General features: G+C 71.6%; 16 protein-coding genes. 12 read left to right on the top strand and 4 right to left on the bottom strand.

The annotated features are described in order from the left end of the window. The first annotated feature begins 41 nt into the window (after positions 1 to 41). The 5 genes from Prubr_RS09885 to Prubr_RS36775 all read left to right on the top strand — a co-directional run bounded on the left by Prubr_RS09885 (position 42) and on the right by Prubr_RS36775 (position 3,968). On the top strand, positions 42 to 491 hold the full coding sequence (locus Prubr_RS09885) for a MarR family winged helix-turn-helix transcriptional regulator (RefSeq protein ID WP_212824183.1): 450 nt from the start codon (positions 42 to 44) through the stop codon (positions 489 to 491). A 71-nt stretch (positions 492 to 562) separates the two neighbouring features. Further along, a complete protein-coding gene (locus tag Prubr_RS09880; protein WP_212824181.1) occupies positions 563 to 1,870 on the top strand; it encodes an MFS transporter in 1,308 nt (435 codons plus the stop codon). Positions 1,871 to 1,882: 12 nt separating this feature from the next. Then, the gene (locus Prubr_RS09875; RefSeq protein WP_212824179.1) at positions 1,883 to 2,635 is read left to right on the top strand and encodes a maleylpyruvate isomerase family mycothiol-dependent enzyme; all 753 of its coding nucleotides are present in this window, start codon (positions 1,883 to 1,885) and stop codon (positions 2,633 to 2,635) included. A gap of 65 nt (positions 2,636 to 2,700) precedes the next feature. Further along, on the top strand, positions 2,701 to 3,183 hold the full coding sequence (locus Prubr_RS09870; RefSeq protein WP_212824177.1) for a hypothetical protein: 483 nt from the start codon (positions 2,701 to 2,703) through the stop codon (positions 3,181 to 3,183). Next, positions 3,180 to 3,968: a 2'-5' RNA ligase family protein gene (locus Prubr_RS36775; RefSeq protein WP_246568519.1), complete on the top strand. Its 789-nt coding sequence runs from the start codon at positions 3,180 to 3,182 to the stop codon at positions 3,966 to 3,968. The genes Prubr_RS09870 and Prubr_RS36775 overlap by 4 nt, the downstream gene beginning before the upstream one ends. A 20-nt stretch (positions 3,969 to 3,988) precedes the next feature. Here Prubr_RS36775 and Prubr_RS09860 read toward each other — a convergent pair whose 3' ends face one another. The 4 genes from Prubr_RS09860 to Prubr_RS09845 all read right to left on the bottom strand — a co-directional run bounded on the left by Prubr_RS09860 (position 3,989) and on the right by Prubr_RS09845 (position 8,962). Next, a complete protein-coding gene (locus Prubr_RS09860) occupies positions 3,989 to 4,975 on the bottom strand; it encodes an aldo/keto reductase (protein WP_212824175.1) in 987 nt (328 codons plus the stop codon). 171 nt (positions 4,976 to 5,146) lie between these two features. Next, a complete protein-coding gene (gene sepH, locus Prubr_RS09855) occupies positions 5,147 to 6,229 on the bottom strand; it encodes a septation protein SepH (protein WP_212824174.1) in 1,083 nt (360 codons plus the stop codon). A gap of 240 nt (positions 6,230 to 6,469) precedes the next feature. Continuing rightward, on the bottom strand, positions 6,470 to 7,597 hold the full coding sequence (serC, locus tag Prubr_RS09850; RefSeq protein WP_212824172.1) for a phosphoserine transaminase: 1,128 nt from the start codon (positions 7,595 to 7,597) through the stop codon (positions 6,470 to 6,472). 258 nt (positions 7,598 to 7,855) lie between these two features. Beyond that, on the bottom strand, positions 7,856 to 8,962 hold the full coding sequence (locus Prubr_RS09845; protein WP_212824170.1) for a citrate synthase 2: 1,107 nt from the start codon (positions 8,960 to 8,962) through the stop codon (positions 7,856 to 7,858). A 243-nt stretch (positions 8,963 to 9,205) separates the two neighbouring features. On the opposite strand from Prubr_RS09845, the gene pdxH reads away from it, so the two are divergent. The 7 genes from pdxH (at position 9,206) to Prubr_RS09810 (ending at position 15,484) form a co-directional block, all read left to right on the top strand. Further along, positions 9,206 to 9,868, top strand: a complete 663-nt coding sequence (pdxH, locus tag Prubr_RS09840) for a pyridoxamine 5'-phosphate oxidase (protein ID WP_212824168.1) — start codon at positions 9,206 to 9,208, stop codon at positions 9,866 to 9,868. A gap of 37 nt (positions 9,869 to 9,905) precedes the next feature. Continuing rightward, on the top strand, positions 9,906 to 11,204 hold the full coding sequence (locus Prubr_RS09835; protein WP_212824166.1) for an MFS transporter: 1,299 nt from the start codon (positions 9,906 to 9,908) through the stop codon (positions 11,202 to 11,204). 59 nt (positions 11,205 to 11,263) lie between these two features. Then, positions 11,264 to 12,196 carry an aldose 1-epimerase family protein gene (locus Prubr_RS09830; protein WP_212824164.1) on the top strand — a complete coding sequence of 311 codons (933 nt, stop codon included), beginning with the start codon at positions 11,264 to 11,266 and terminating at the stop codon, positions 12,194 to 12,196. Positions 12,197 to 12,217: 21 nt separating this feature from the next. Beyond that, the gene (locus Prubr_RS09825) at positions 12,218 to 12,859 is read left to right on the top strand and encodes a nitroreductase family protein (protein ID WP_212824162.1); all 642 of its coding nucleotides are present in this window, start codon (positions 12,218 to 12,220) and stop codon (positions 12,857 to 12,859) included. A 113-nt stretch (positions 12,860 to 12,972) separates the two neighbouring features. Continuing rightward, entirely contained in the window at positions 12,973 to 13,269 is a 297-nt protein-coding gene (locus Prubr_RS09820) for a type II toxin-antitoxin system VapB family antitoxin (RefSeq protein WP_212824160.1), read from the top strand. A gap of 46 nt (positions 13,270 to 13,315) precedes the next feature. Beyond that, a complete protein-coding gene (locus Prubr_RS09815) occupies positions 13,316 to 14,485 on the top strand; it encodes an acyl-CoA dehydrogenase family protein (protein WP_212824158.1) in 1,170 nt (389 codons plus the stop codon). A gap of 180 nt (positions 14,486 to 14,665) precedes the next feature. Continuing rightward, positions 14,666 to 15,484: a DUF4230 domain-containing protein gene (locus tag Prubr_RS09810; protein WP_212824143.1), complete on the top strand. Its 819-nt coding sequence runs from the start codon at positions 14,666 to 14,668 to the stop codon at positions 15,482 to 15,484. Positions 15,485 to 15,640: the final 156 nt, after the last annotated feature.

Genomic DNA, 15,640 nt, shown 5'->3' with positions numbered 1-15,640 from the left:
TCAGTGGTCGTTAGCATCGCTCATTAGTTAAGCTAACGATCGTGACGGAGCGGACGGTGATGGCGAAGCGTTTGCCGCCGGCGCAGTTGGCGACTCTCCTGCGCGACGCGATCACCCGGCTCAACCGACGGGTCCGGCAGACCCGCCCGGTCGGCGACCTCACCGCGACCCAGCTCTCCGCGCTCATCAGTCTCGAACTGGCGGGCGCGCTGACCCCGCGCGAACTGGCCGACATCGAACGGGTCCAGCCGCCGACGATGACCAGGATCGTCGCCAAGCTGGAGGAGCGTGGCCTCGTGGGCCGCACCCCCCACCCGACCGACGGCCGGCAGGTCATCCTCGCGGTGACCGAGGCCGGGCGGGACATGCTCGACCAGATCGAGCGGGCCCGCGACGAGTGGCTCGCCAGCCGGCTCGCCGAACTGACCGCGGAGGAACGCGAGACGTTGTCGAGCGCCGCCGAGATCCTGCGGAGGATCGCGCGCGCCTGACGGCGGCGGGGACCTCGGATCTGCTTCGTCCACTGTGGATGACGCGTACGATCTGAGGAGGCGCACCCCGAGTGCGGGCAAAGCTGAGCAGCACGTTCCAGTCCCTGACGGTCCGCAACTACCGGCTCTTCGCGATCGGTCAACTGATCAAGCTGATCGGCGTCTGGGTGATGTTCATCGCCCAGGACTGGCTGGTCCTCGAACTCTCCGGCGATTCGGCGACCGCCCTCGGCGTCGTAGTCGCCCTCCAGTTCACCCCGGTACTCCTGCTGACGCTGCTCTCCGGGCGGCTCGCCGACCGTTACGACAAGCGGATGCTGCTCCTGGTGGCCAACGCGACCTGGACGGTACTGGCCCTGGCGATGAGCCTGCTGGTGGTCACCGGCGTCGTTCAGCTCTGGCACGTCTTCGTCTTCGCCGGCCTGCTCGGCGTGGCCAACGCCGTGGAGACCCCGGTCCGCCAGGCGTTCGTGTCCGAACTCGTCGGCACCACCCTGCTGCCCAACGCCCTCGCCCTCTCGTCGGCCACGTTCAACTCGGCCCGGGTCCTTGGACCGGCGCTGGCCGGCGTGGCCATCGCGGTCTTCGACGTCGGCCCGGTCTTCCTGGTGAGCGCGCTCGCCACCGTCGCCCCGCTCGTCGGCCTGCTGCGGATGCGGGCCGCCGAACTGCACCGCGCCGACCTGCCGCCGATCGGCGAGCGCGAGACCGCCAAGGTGGTCGACGGGCTGCGCTACGTCGCCCGGCGACCCGACCTGCTGCTGCCGATGGCGCTCATGTCGATCATCGGGATGGTGCTCTTCAACTTCCAGATCACCCTGGCCGCCCTCGCCAAGACTGTCTTCAACACCGGTGCGGCCACCTTCGGCGTGTTCACCACCATGCTCGCGCTCGGCTCGCTGGCCGGCGCCCTGGCCGGCAGCACCCGCCGGGAGCGGCCGTCGGTGTGGCTGGTGCTCGGCGCCGCGGTCGGCTGTGCGGTCTTCGGCACCCTGGTCGGCCTGGCTCCGACGTACTGGCTGGTCGTGCTCCTGCTGCTGCCCGCGGGCTTCTTCATGATCTTCTTCGCGCAGGCGTCCAACCAGCGGGTCCAGCTCGGCGTCGACGCCGCGTTCCGGGGCCGGGTCATGGCCCTGTGGGTGCTGGTCTTCCTGGGCACCAACCCGGTCGGCGCTCCGCTGATCGGCTGGGTCGCCGAGACGTACGGCGCCGCGGCGAGCATCTGGCTCGGCGGCCTGATCTCCCTGGCCGTGGCGCTGCTGGCGCTCGCCTGGCAGCTGCACCGGACCGGAGCCCGCCTGCGGCTGCGGATCCGCCCGCTGCCCGCGTTCTACGTGGTGCCGGCGGCAAAATCCGAGCCGGCTGTCACACCTGTCTGATTGTCTGTCTCGATGCAGAACACGCGTTACCTGGAGTGCCTGTCGAGCGACTTCCGCCGGCTGCGCGAGGTCGTCACGGGCGGGCCGCCCGACGCGGTCGTACCGAGCTGCCCCGACTGGTCGATGGCCGATCTCGCCGGGCACGTCGCACACGTCTACCTGCACAAGACCGAGTGCATCCGGCACGGGGTCGAGCCCGAGTCGTGGCCGCCGGACCTCTCCGGCGAGGAGTCGATCGCCCTGCTCGACCGGGCCTACGCCGCCCTGACCCACGAGCTCACCACCCGACCGTCCGAGGCGCCGGCCGGCGGCTGGTACGAGCCGGACCAGACGGTCGGCTTCTGGACCCGTCGGATGGCGCAGGAGACCGTGGTGCACCGCATCGACGCCGAGTTGGCCGCCGGCGTGCCGTCCGCAGACGTCCCCGACGATCTCGCGGTCGACGGTGTCGACGAGGTGCTCGAGGTGTTCCTGGCCTACGCCACCCGGACCTGGCCGGAATACTTCACCGAGCTGATGGTGGGTAACGACGGGCGTGGGGTACTCGTGGCATGCGGCGGGAGCGGGTGGCTGGTCCGGCTCGACCGTGACGTGGTCACGGTCGAGCCGACGGACACCGACGAGGCGGACGCCCGGGTCAGCGGAGACCCGGACGCCGTCCTACGGTGGCTGTGGCGACGGGTCGACGACGACGCCGTCCGGATCGAAGGTGAAAAGGACCTGGTCGTCCGGCTCCGCCAGCTTCTCGGAGTTGCCACCCTGTAACGGATGAACCCAACCCGACGGTGGGTGTTCGCTCCACCGTCCCGTGCCGAAGGTCGTGGCCCCTCGTGGACGCCCTGGTGTTGCCACTGGCGCTGCTCTCCGTGCTGTGCCTGCCGGCGGCCGTGGCGGCGCTCATCTGTGCCGACGAGATGATCGATCGGGTGACCGCCCGGCTCGTCGCCCGTCGCCGGGCCCGCCGCGAACGGCGTACGGTCGACCGACTCGAGCAGGTCACCGGCCTGACCGGCCCCGGACCCGCCACCGATGCCGGGCGGGTGCCGATCGAGCAGCTCGCGGCCGACCTGCGTCGGCTCGCCGTGCAGCGGCGCTATCTGGGCAGCGAGAGCCTGCTGTGGCGCAGCGCGTTCGCGCAGGCCTACGACGAGCGGCTCCGGATGGCCAGCCGTAGCCTCGGCATTCCCCAGCACCTCGACGAACTCGCCGGCTTCGACCTGGACATCGAACGGATCCGGGTGGAGGGCGAACTGGCCGCCGCCGGTCTGCTGCTGCCGGCGGCCACCACGTGGCAGCGGCGCGAGCCGCGGTGAGGCTCTTCGTCGCCCTCTACCCGCCGACCGAGGTGGTCACGCACGTCGGGGCGTACGCCGACCGGCTGCGGATCGGACAGGCGGCCGCCGACGGGGTGAACGTACGCCGGGCCAGCGCCGACAACCTGCACGTCACGCTCGCGTTCATCGGTGACGTCGAGGACGGGCGGCTACCCGACGTACGGGACGCGCTGGGTCGGGCGGCACAGGGCTGGCGTACGCCGTCCCGCCGGCGTGGCACCACCCGGACGCGCCGCCCGGCCCGGCCGGCGGAGTTGCCCGGCTCGGCAGAACTGTCCCGGCCGGCAGATTGGTCCTGTCCCGTGGAACCGGCCCGCCCGGCGGAACCGGTCGTCCCGGAGCCCGGCGCGGAAGCGGATCTGGTGGTGTCGGAGCCGGTGGTGTCGGAGGCGGTGGCGGCGGAAGCGGGCGCGGCGCCGGTCGTGGCCCGGTTGCGGCTGGCCGGCGGTGGGCGGTTCGGCCGCGGACGGTTCACCGTGCTGTGGGTCGGTCTCGACGGGGACGTCGATGCGTTGGCGCTGGTCAGCGACGCGGTCCGGACCGAACTCAGGCGGGCCCGGGTGCCGTACGACCGGCGCCCGCTGCGCCCGCACCTGACCCTCGCCCGGCCGGGGGAGCGGCTGACCCGGGCGGCCGTCAACGCCGATCTCGTCGAGCTGGCCGGATACGTCGGCCCGTGGTGGCCGCTGGCCGAGATGGTGCTGATGCGCAGCCATCCCGGCCCGCGTCCGACGTACGACCGGCTCGGGTCGTGGCCGCTGTGACCTGCGGCCGGGCCGGGGATCTACCAGGCCCAGGCCTCCGGGCCGGGCCCGCCCTTGCCCACCGGCGGGAAGAGTTCGTCGAGCCGCGCCAGTACGTCGTCGGAGAGGGTCACCTCCAGCGCGCCGAGTGACTTGTCGAGCTGCTCGACCGTACGCGGCCCGATGATCGGCGCGGTGACGCCGGGGCGGGACAGCAGCCAGGCCAGCGCCACGTCGGCGGGATCGTGGCCGAGGTCCGCGCAGAGCTTCTCGTACGCCTCGACGGTGGGCCGGTGCTCGGCAAGCGCCTCGGCCGCCCGGCCGCTCTTGGCGCGCTCCGCGCCCCCCTCCGCGAGCTTGCGGATCGCCCCGCCGAGCAGGCCGCCGTGCAGCGGCGACCACGGGATGATGCCGATGCCGTAGTGCTGGGCCGCCGGGATCACCTCCAGCTCGATGTGCCGGGTGAACAGGTTGTAGATCGCCTGCTCGGAGACGAGACCGAGGAAGTTGCGGCGGGCGGCCGACTCCTGCGCGGCGGCGAGGTGCCAGCCGGCGAAGTTCGACGAGCCGACGTAGAGCACCTTGCCCTGGTCGACCAGGGTCTGCATGGCCTGCCAGATCTCCTCCCACGGCGTGCTGCGGGAGACGTGGTGCATCTGGTAGAGGTCGATGGTGTCGGTCTGGAGCCGGCGGAGCGAGTCCTCGCAGGCCCGGATGATGTGCCGGGCGGACAGTCCCTGCTCGTTGGGCCAGTCGCCCATCCTGCCGTAGACCTTGGTCGCCAGGACGACCTTCTCGCGTCGGCCACCGCCCTGGGCGAGCCACCGGCCGATGATCTGCTCGGTGACGCCTTCGCCGGTCTTCCAGCCGTAGACGTTGGCGGTGTCGTAGAAGTTGAGCCCGTGCTCCAGCGCCCGGTCCATGATGGCGAAGCTGTCGGGTTCGGTGGTCTGCGGTCCGAAGTTCATCGTGCCGAGGCAGAGCCGGCTCACCGACAGGCCGGTGCGCCCGAGGTTGGTGTATTCCATGTCACTCACCCTGTCACGGGTGGACTTCGAGTGCCTAGCGCTCCAGGCTCGGCGCCGATCAAGGGCCAATCGTGGCTCACGCGGGGCGAGATGCCCGAAGTATCCCCTTGATCAGCGCGGACCTGGGCTGATCGGCGCGGGCCCGGGGCGTCGCGCCTCGAAGCGTGTGGGTCAGGAGCTTTCGCGGGCGGCCGGGCCGCTGCCGAACAGGACGTCGTCCCAGCTCGGCAGACGCTTGCGCGACTTGCCCGGGGCGTCGGTGGCCTCGTTCGCCGCCGCGGCACCGCCCGTGGTGCGACGTGGCCGCAGCACCGCCAGCGACGGCACGGCGGGCACCTCCTTCGGCAGGTCGGCGTCGTCGTCGAAGGCGGAGCCGGCACCGCCGCCACCGAGCAGCGCCGCGGCGCCACCGGCCACCGGCCGCTGACGGGGCTGGTCCACGGTGGCCGCCGGGTCGAGCCCACGGCCCGGGCCGGGGCTGAGCGGGCGGTCCAGCGAGGCGAGCAGCGCGTCCCGTCCGGCCCGGATCGGGTCACGGGCGGGCCGGGCGTGGTCGCCGGGCGCCGCGGTCGGTAGTCCGTGCCCGCCCCGGCTCGGCTCGCCGCGCGACGGGCCGGGCAGCGCATGGCCACCCCGCTCGGTGGTCGGCTCGTGGCCGAGGATCGGGGTCGGCCGCTCGGCGCACAGGTATTGCGCCATGTCGTCGTGCGGGGCGACGACCTGGCGGGTCTTGTCGAGCTCCCAGATGGCCTGGGCGGTCGCCTTCCCCGACGGCCAGGTGGCGACGATCCGCCAGGTGCCGTCGTCGCGGCGGTAGGCGTCCCAGGAGATCTTCTCGGTGTCGATGCCGTGCTGGGCCAGGCGGCTGTCGACGACCTCGGCGAGCGGGGCGTTCTTGTCGGAGTTCTTCAGCCGGGTGCGGCGCGCGTGCTGGGCCAGCATCGCCCGCTCCTGCAGCACCGGGCCGGCGTAACGCAGCACCCGGTCGACCGGCACACCGGCGATGCGGGCGACGTCGTCGGCGGATTCGCCGGACCGGATCCGGGCCTGGATGTCGCGTGGCGAGAGGGAGGGCGTCAGGTCACTCGGCGGCACCGCCACGGTGAGACCGGTGCTGCCGCCACTGCCCGAGTCGCCTTGCAGAACCGTGGACACCCGCTCGTCGATGGGCAGCGCAAGAAGGCGACCCACCTCGTCGGTGAGCACCATGGCCTGACCGTCCTCGGAGAGGGCGACGAAGCGTACTGGGCGCATCGCGTTGCCTCCGTCCCGCTGCGCTGGCCGCTGCGACCCGGCTGTCGCCCTGGCCGCCGATGCCCCGAGTCAGCCACGCCGGGGCGTCCTTGAAACAAGGTACGCCGGTCGGTCACCCGATGGGAGTAGGCCACGCCGACCGATGTGAGCTGGGTTTCCGTCAGAGCCGGGTGCGGTGGGGACACCCGGCCCGGGTGTCCCCACCGCACCGTACGACGTCGCTCCGGTGCCGGGAGCGGGTCAGAGCCGCTCGACGACGTAGTCGATGCTCTTGGTCAGCGCCTCGACGTCGGCCGGGTCGACGGCCGGGAACAGCGCCACCCGCAGCTGGTTGCGGCCGAGCTTGCGGTAGGGCTCGGTGTCGACGATGCCGTTGGCCCGCAGCGCCTTGGCCACCGCCGCCGCGTCGACGCCCTCGGCGAAGTCGATCGTGGCAACGACGTTGGAGCGCAGACCCGGGTCGGTGACGAACGGGGTGGCCACCGACGACCGCTCGGCCCAGCCGTAGACGGTCGCCGCGCTCTCGGCGGTGCGCTTGGCCGCCCAGGACAACCCGCCCTGGGCGTTCATCCAGTCGGTCTGCTCGGCGGCCAGGAAGATCGTCGCCAGCGCGGGGGTGTTGTACGTCTGCTCCAGCCGCGAGTTGTCGATCGCGGTGACCAGGTCGAGGAAGGCCGGGATGTAGCGGCCGGACTGCTTGATCTCGGTGGCCCGGGCGAGCGCGGCCGGCGACATCAGCGCGATCCAGATGCCGCCGTCGGAACCGAAGCACTTCTGCGGGGCGAAGTAGTAGACGTCGGTCTCGGCGACGTCGACGTCGAGACCGCCGGCGCCGGACGTGGCGTCGACCAGCAGCAGCGCGCCGTCGTCGGCACCGGCGACCCGCCGGATCGGCACCGCCACGCCGGTGGAGGTCTCGTTGTGCGGGGTCGCGTAGACGTCGACGCCCGACTCGGCGGTCAGCGCCGGCGCCGAGCCCGGCTCGGCCTTGTGTACCGTCGGGTCACCGACGAACGGCGCGTCCTTGACCGCCTTGACGAACTTGGCCCCGAACTCGCCGAAGCTCGCGAACTGGGCCCGGTCGCGGACCAGCCCGAACGTCGCGACCTCCCAGAACGCGGTGGTGCCGCCGTTGCCGAGGATCACCTCGTAGCCCTCGGGCAGGCCGAAGAAGTCGGTGAGGCCGCGCCGCAGGCGGGCGACCTGGTCCCGGACCGTCTTCTGCCGGTGGGAGGTGCCGAGGTACGTCGTGGCCACGTCGGCGAGCGCCGAAACTGCCTCGGGACGCACCTTGGACGGCCCGCAGCCGAACCGGCCGTCGGCGGGCTTGATCTCGTCGGGGATCCGGATGGTCGAAACGTCAGCCACGGTTATCGAAGATCCTCTCGGGCGGGCGGCTAGCCCCATGTGAGCTGGCAGAAGCCTGTCGAGCTGGCGCGGGCCAGTCGGTCTGGCGGGAATACCCGGCGGCGTTGCCGAGCACCCATCCTTCCACCTTCGCAGGTGCCCACCGGGTGTGATCCCGCCCGTGGAGGTGAGTCGTCCAACACATCCGGTGAACACGCGTCGGGGCGCCCACCGCCCGGCCGGTTGCCGGGCAGGGGCGCCCCGGGGCGCCGGATACGGTCAGACGCCGTGCGGGGTGGCGTCCCAGCCCTCGACGTCGGCGGGCTTGCGCGGGCCGGGCCCGATGTACGTGGCCGACGGGCGGACCAGCCGGCCGAGCGCCTTCTGCTCCAGGATGTGCGCGCTCCAGCCGCCCATCCGGGCGCAGGTGAACATCGAGGTGAACATGTGCGCCGGCACCTCGGCGAAGTCGAGTACGACGGCGGACCAGAACTCGACGTTGGTGGCGAGCACCCGGTCGGGCTTGCGGTTGTGCAGCTCCTCCAGCGCGGCCTTCTCCAGCGCCTCGGCCACCTCGTAGCGGGGTGCGCCCAGTTCCTTGGCGGTGCGCCGCAGCACGCGGGCCCGGGGGTCCTCGGCCCGGTAGACCCGGTGGCCGAAGCCCATCAGCCGCTCGCCCCGGTCGAGTACGCCCTTGACGTAGCCGGCGGCGTCGCCGCTGCGCTCGACGCCTTCGATCATGTGCAGTACGCGGGACGGCGCGCCGCCGTGCAGCGGCCCGGACAGTGCCCCGATGCCCGACGAGATGCAGGCGGCGGCGTCGGCCCCGGTGGAGGCGACCACCCGGGTGGTGAACGTGGAGGCGTTCATGCCGTGCTCGGCGGCGGAGATGAAGTAGGCGTCGACCGCCTTGACGTGGCGGGGGTCGGGCTCGCCGCGCCAGCGCTTCATGAAGCGCTCGACGATCGTCGACGCCTTGTCGATCTCCTTCTGCGGTACGGCCGGCAGGCCGAGACCGCGGGCCGACTGGGCGACGAACGACAGCGCGGTGACCGACACCCGGGCGAGGTCGGTGCGGGCCTGCTCGTCGGAGATGTCGAGCAGTTGGGAGAGCCCCCAGTACGGGGCCAGCATGGCGACCGCCGACTGCACGTCGACCCGGATGTCGCCGGAGTGCACCGGTACCGGGAACGGCTCCGCCGGTGGCAGGCCGGGGCCGAACCGCCCGTCGACCAGGAGCGCCCACACGTTGCCGAAGGAGACCTGCCCGATCAGGTCCTCGATGTCGACGCCCCGGTAGCGCAGCGCCCCGCCTTCCTTGTCGGGCTCGGCGATCTCGGTCTCGAAGGCGATCACGCCCTCCAGGCCCGGCTTGAAATCAGACATTTCGTTCTCCTGATCTGTCTGTGCGAGCGGGTGCGGCGCTCATCCGGTGGTGTCCGGTGGGGTCGCGGTGACCCTCGGCGATGTGGTTCGTGACATCTTGCCTGGCGGGTAACTTCCGCGCGACCCACCGATGGTGTGCTGTGTGCGACATCCTCGCTGCTCACCGTGTCGTGGTGGGGTGGTTGCCGCGATCTGTCGGCCGATGGGGGACCATCCAGGCAGCTCAGTCCGGGTTCGGGAGAGGTGAACGTGACGGGCGACACAGTGTGGCCGGCTGGAATGCGGCAGGAGTATCCGGCCGAGAAAGGCCTTTCTCGTGGGGATCTGGCAGCCGACTGGCACACCCAGTTCGTGGGTTGGTTCGCCGACGCGGTCGCGTACGGGTTGCCCGAACCGAACGCGATGGTGGTCGCCACCGCCGACCCGGCCGCCCGGCCGAGTGCCCGTACCGTGCTGCTCAAGGCGCACGACGGACGTGGGCTGGTCTTCTACACCAACTACGAGTCGCGCAAGGGCGTCGAGGCGCTGACCAACCCGTACGCGAGCCTGCTCTTCCCGTGGTTCGCCATGCACCGGCAGGTCATCGTGTGCGGACGGGTCGAGCCCGTCGACCGGGCCGAGACCGAGGAGTACTTCGCCGCCCGACCGCACGGGTCGCAGCTCGGCGCCTGGGCCAGTCCGCAGTCGCGGGTGCTGGCCGACCGGGCCGAACTGGACGCGGGTTACGCCGCGGCCACCGCCCGCTTCGCCACCGGCCCGGTACCGGCCCCGCCGCACTGGGGCGGTCTGCGGGTGGTGCCGGACACCGTGGAGTTCTGGCAGGGACGGGCCAGCCGGCTGCACGACCGGCTGCGCTACCGGCGTACCGAGGACGGGTCGTGGACCGTCGAACGGCTCGCGCCGTGACCGCGACGGGCCGGGCCCTGCGGCGCGGGGGCGCGCGATGACCAGCGTCGACGACGACCGGCCGGTCAAGGAGAGCGACGACGACGGCCCGTCGCCGTCGCGGTGGGCGATCGACACCCGGCCGCTGCGGATCCCGGCCTACCGCCGGATGTGGGTCGGCAACGCGGTCTCGATGTTCGGCTTCCAGTTCACCGCCGTCGCGGTGCCGGTCGAGATGTTCGCGCTCACCGGCGGATCGTTCTGGGTGGGACTGCTGGGCGTGGCCGGACTGGTGCCGCTGCTCGTCTTCGGCCTGTGGGGCGGTGCGGTCGCCGACGTGGTCGACCGGCGCAAACTGCTGCTGGCCAGTTCGGCGCTGATGTGGCTGTCCACCCTCGGGCTGCTCGGCCAGGCGCTGCTCGGGCTGGGCAGCCCGGTCCTGCTGCTGGTCCTGGTCGCGCTGCAGACCAGCGCCTTCGCGGTCAGCTCGCCGACCCGGCAGGCGATCGTGCCGAGGCTGGTGCCGAAGGCACTGGTGCCGGCCGCCAACACGCTGCACTTCACCACCTTCCAGGCCACCATGGTCCTCGGTCCGCTCACCGCGGGCGTGATCTTCGCCAGCTGGGACGCCGACCTCGCGCTCCCGATCGCGTACGCCGTCGACGCGGTGCTCTTCACCGTCTCGGTGTGGGCCACGCTGCGGCTGCCGCCGGTCCCGCCGGAGCCCGACGACAGCCCCGGCCCGCGTACGGCCGGGCTGCGCAGCATCGCCGTCGGGATCAGGTATCTGGCCACCACGCCGGTGCTGCTGCTCTCGTTCGCCATCGACGTCATCGCGATGATGCTGGCCATGCCGCGGGCGCTGTTCCCGGAGATCGCCGAGGTGCGGTTCGGCGGCGGGGCGGCAATCGGCTGGCTCTTCGCCGCCATCGCCATCGGCTCGGTTCTCGGCGGGCTCACCTCCGGCTGGATCGGCCGGGTACGCCGGCAGGGCGTCGCCCTCGTGGTCGCCGTGGTCGGTTGGGGCGTGGCCGTGGCCCTGGCCGGGCTGGCCGGCCAGTTGTGGCTGATGGTGCTGCTGCTCGCGGTCGCCGGCGCCGCCGACCTGGTCAGCGCGGTCTTCCGGCAGTCGATGCTCCAGGTCTACGCGCCGGACAAGCTGCGCGGCCGGCTCCAGGGGGTCAACACGGTGGTGGTCGCCGGCGGGCCGCGCCTCGGCGACCTGCGGGCCGGGATGATGGCCGCCGCGTTCGGTGTCAGCTTCTCCTGGGTGGCCGGCGGTGTGCTCGCGGCGGTGCTGGCCCTCGCGCTGGCGCTGGCGTTCCCGACCCTGCTGCGCTACCGGACCACCGGGTGACGGGCCGTTCACGACCGGTGGAGCCGGCACCGCCGGTCGCGGGCGGCTATCGTCCCGGCATGGAAAACGTCGATACCGGCCCGCGGCCACCGTCGGGTGCACAGTGGACGATCGCTGCGGACGGGCACGAGGCGGTCGTGGTCGAGGTGGGCGGCGGCCTGCGGGCCTACCGGTCCGCCGGGGTGGACCACGTGGACGGGTACGCCGCCGAGGAGATGTGCGTCGGCGGGGCCGGGCAGGTGCTGGTCCCCTGGCCGAACCGGATCCGGGACGGCCGCTACACCTTCGACGGCGTCGCGCACCAGCTTCCGATCACCGAACCGGTGCGGCACAACGCCCTGCACGGCCTGGCCAACTGGGTCCGGTGGCGGCTGGTCGACGAGGTGCCCGGGGCGGTGACCGTGGAGTACGAACTGCCCGCCCAGCCCGGTTATCCGTGGCCGCTGCTGCTGCGTACCCGGTGGCAGGTGGGTGCGGGCGGGCTGCGGGCCACGCACGAGGCGACCAACCTCGGTGCCGGGAACGCGCCCTTCGGTCTCGCCACCCACCCCTACCTGCGCCTGCCGGGGGTGCCCGTCGACGACCTGCTGCTTCGGGTGCCGGCCCGTACCCGGGTGCTGGTCGACGGCCGGCTGCTGCCGATCGGCGCGGCGAAGGTCGCCGGCGGCGAGCACGACTTCACCGCGCCCCGGCGGATCGGTACGGCGCAGCTCGACACCGCATTCGGTGACCTGGAGACCGAGGCCGACGGCGGGTCGGCGGTCACCCTCGCCGCGGCCGACGGCACGGCGTCCGTGACCGTCTGGGCCGACCGGTCCTTCGGCTGGTGGCAGGTGTTCACCGGGGACACCCTGCCCGGCGAACGGCGCCGTCGCTCGGTGGCGGTCGAGCCGATGACCTGCCCGCCGGACGCGTTCCGGTCCGGGCACGGTCTGGTGGTGCTCGCCCCGGGCGAGACGTTCACCGCGAGTTGGGGCATCCGCCCGGCCTGACCCACCCGATCGGAGTACGTGATGGAGTTCCGCGACGTCGTCCGACGGCGCCGGATGGTGCGCAGTTACGACCCCGACCGGCCGGTGCCGGCGGCGGTGGTGGACCGGCTGCTCGACCACGCCGTACGCGCCCCGTCGGCCGGGTTCTCCCAGGGCTGGGGGTTCCTGGTGCTCGAAAGCCCGGCGGACCGGGAACGGTTCTGGGCGTCGACCACGCCGCAGGGGGCTCCGGAGAGCCGCTGGCTGACGGGGATGCGACAGGCGCCGCTGATCGTCGTACCGCACTCGAACCGGTCGGTCTATCTCGACCGGTACGCCGAGCCGGACAAGGGCTGGGCGGACCGGGACGAGGCGCGCTGGCCGGTGCCGTACTGGCACATCGACACCGGCTTCGCCGCGATGTTGATGTTGCTGACGGTTGTCGACGAGGAGCTTGGTGCCTGTTTCTTCGGAATTCCGCCAGAACGCACCGCGAGTTATCGGGATGCTTTCGGCGTACCCGATGAATTTACCCCGATCGGTGCGATAAGCATCGGATATCCGGCACCGGACCGCCGCTCGCCGTCGCTGCGGCGTGGGCGACGGCCGGTCGACCAGGTGGTGCATCGTGGCCGCTGGGACGCGAGAGGATCATCATTCGATGCCGGAGAGCAACGAAACTGACATCGGGTAACAAACCGCGATGTCGGCAATGCTCGCTACGCTGGCAGCGGTATCGGCGGGGTCGTTCGCCGGGTCGATCCGATAGATTTGTTCCGACATGGGGGGAGCGCACCGTGATCTTCAAAGCGGTTCGGGACGGGCGTCCCTACCCGGATCACGGACTCACCCTGAAACAGTGGGCCGAGATCCCGCCCCGGCCGTTGCGGCTCGACCAGTTGGTCACCACCAAGCGTGAGCTGGCCCTCGACAAACTGCTCGCCGAGGACTCGACCTTCTACGGCGACCTCTTTCCGCACGTCGTGCAGTGGCAGAACGCCCTCTTCCTGGAAGATGGCCTGCACCGCGCGCTGCGGGCCGCGCTGCAACAGCGCAACCAGATCCACGCCCGGGTCCTGGTGCTGGCCGGCTGACCGGTCGTTAGGGTGGCGGCGTGAGCGAGTGCAGCGAGAACCTGTCATGAGCCGGGTCGCCCCGCTCGACCTGCTCGATCTGGACAACTCGCTCACCGACGAGGAGCGGCAGATCCGGGCCGTGGTGCGCCGGGTGGTCGACGACCGGGTCCGGCCGCACGTCGCCGGCTGGTACGAGCAGGGCCACGCCCCGATCCGTGAGCTGGCCCTGGAGTTCGGTCGACTCGGCCTGCTCGGCATGCACCTGACCGGCTACGGCTGCGCCGGCTCCTCCGCGGTCGCCTACGGGCTGGCCTGCCTGGAACTGGAGGCCGGCGACTCCGGCGTACGGTCGCTGGTGTCGGTGCAGGGCTCGCTGGCGATGTTCGCCATCTGGCGCTACGGCAGCGAGGAGCAGAAGCGGTACTGGTTGCCGCCGATGGCCGCCGGCGAGGTGATCGGATGCTTCGGCCTGACCGAACCCGACCACGGCTCCGACCCATCCGCGATGACGACCCGCGCCCGGCGCGACGGCGACGACTGGGTGCTCACCGGCGGAAAGATGTGGATCACCAACGCGCCGGTCGCCGATGTCGCGGTGGTCTGGGCGCAGACCGACGAGGGGGTACGCGGCTTCGTCGTACCGATGGACTCGGCCGGGGTCACCGTCGGCGAGATCCGCAACAAGATGTCGCTACGCGCCTCGTCGACCGGCGAGATCGTCCTCGACGACGTACGTCTGCCGGCCGACGCCCGGCTCCCGCTCGCGGTCGGGCTGAAGGCGCCGCTGTCCTGCCTGACCGAGGCCCGGCAGGGCATCGCCTGGGGCAGCCTCGGGGCGGCCCGTGACTGCCTGCGGACGGCGATCGACTACGCCGTCAGCCGGGTGCAGTTCGGCCGGCCCGTCGCCGGCTTCCAGCTCACCCAGGCCAAGCTCGCCGACATGGCCGTCGAACTCCAGAAGGGCTATCTGCTCGCGCTGCACCTGGCACGGTTGGCCGACGCCGGCACGCTGCGGCCGGAGCAGGTCAGCGTGGGCAAACTCAACAACGTCCGGGAGGCGCTGGAGATCGCCCGCCAGTGCCGGACGATCCTCGGCGCGAACGGCGTCAGCGGCGAGTATCCGGTGCTCCGGCACGCCAACAACCTGGAGAGCGTGCTGACGTACGAGGGCACCTCCGAGATCCACCAGCTCGTGATCGGACAGAAGCTCACCGGGCTGTCGGCGTTTGCCTGACCCGGCCGGCCGGCATCCGACCTCTCCTGGTCGCGGCGGACGGGTGCGGCCCGAGTCGCGGGTGTCGTACGGGAGCCGTACCGTCTGCGGTAGGGAGTGGAGTCCCGACGGATTCTGATCACGTTCGATTCCGTCGCGGGTCCGCTCAGGGCGGCAGGTCTGCTGAGGACGGTGAGGTCGATGTCCCGCAACGGAGACGCGCACCAGCCCACCCGGGAGTTCCCGGAATACCCGAAAGGTCGGGCGACAGCGCCGGACGCGCCGTCGCCGTGGTCCGACGACTCCGCCGAGGCGGTCGAGCCGGCCGACGACAGGCCGACCAATGAGCCGCCGGCCGCCGGTCCCCACCAGCCGCCGTCGGGCCGCAACCGCGGGCTGCTCCTGTTCGCCGGCGTCGCCGGGGTGGTCCTCCTGCTTTTCCTGGGGGTGCAGGCCACCGGCCTGCTGCCCAGTTGGCGCAACCCCTTCGTCGAGGAGGAGACCGACCGCAGCCAGCCGCCGCTGCTCAAGTCGATTCAGGACCTGAGCCGTTACGTCGCCGCCGAGGGCAACTTCCAGGTCGTCATCGACCTGGAACGCGACCGCAAGTACGTGCCGGACTTCCTACTCAGCGAGCGGACCCTGTTCGTGGGTGCCGGCAGCGTCGAGGCGTACGTCGACTTCGCGCAGATCTCCGAGGGCGCGGTCGTGGAGTCGGCCGACGGCCAGAGCGTCGAGATCAGGTTGCCCGGGCCGCAGCTCGGTGACGCCAATCTCGATCTGGAGAACAGCTATGTCTTCGCCGAGGAACGGGGCCTGCTCAACCGGCTCGGCGAGGTGTTCGGGGGCGATCCCAACCGCCAGCGTGAGGTCTATCGGTTGGCCGAGGAACGCATTACGGCGGCGGCCCGCGACACCGGACTGGCCGATCGGGCACAGGAAAACACCCGGAAGATGCTCGAAGGTCTGCTGCGGTCGTTGGGCTACGAGACGGTGACAGTTACTTTTACGGCTGGTTGACGGTGATTCCGGGACATTGTCGGTAACACATTTGGGCCAACTACCGGGTACGCTCCTCCGTCGTGCCACCGCTACAGTGCGGCGGTACGCACCATCACAGTCTATGGCTGGCCCGGCATCAGGTTCTCAGTGACGTCCCGGGCCTCGCGATCGCCG

The sequence above is a fragment of the Polymorphospora rubra genome (assembly GCF_018324255.1).
GTDB lineage: Bacteria > Actinomycetota > Actinomycetes > Mycobacteriales > Micromonosporaceae > Polymorphospora > Polymorphospora rubra.
Note: the sequence above shows the minus strand (reverse complement) of the source record. Positions and strands in the feature narration are given on the sequence as shown.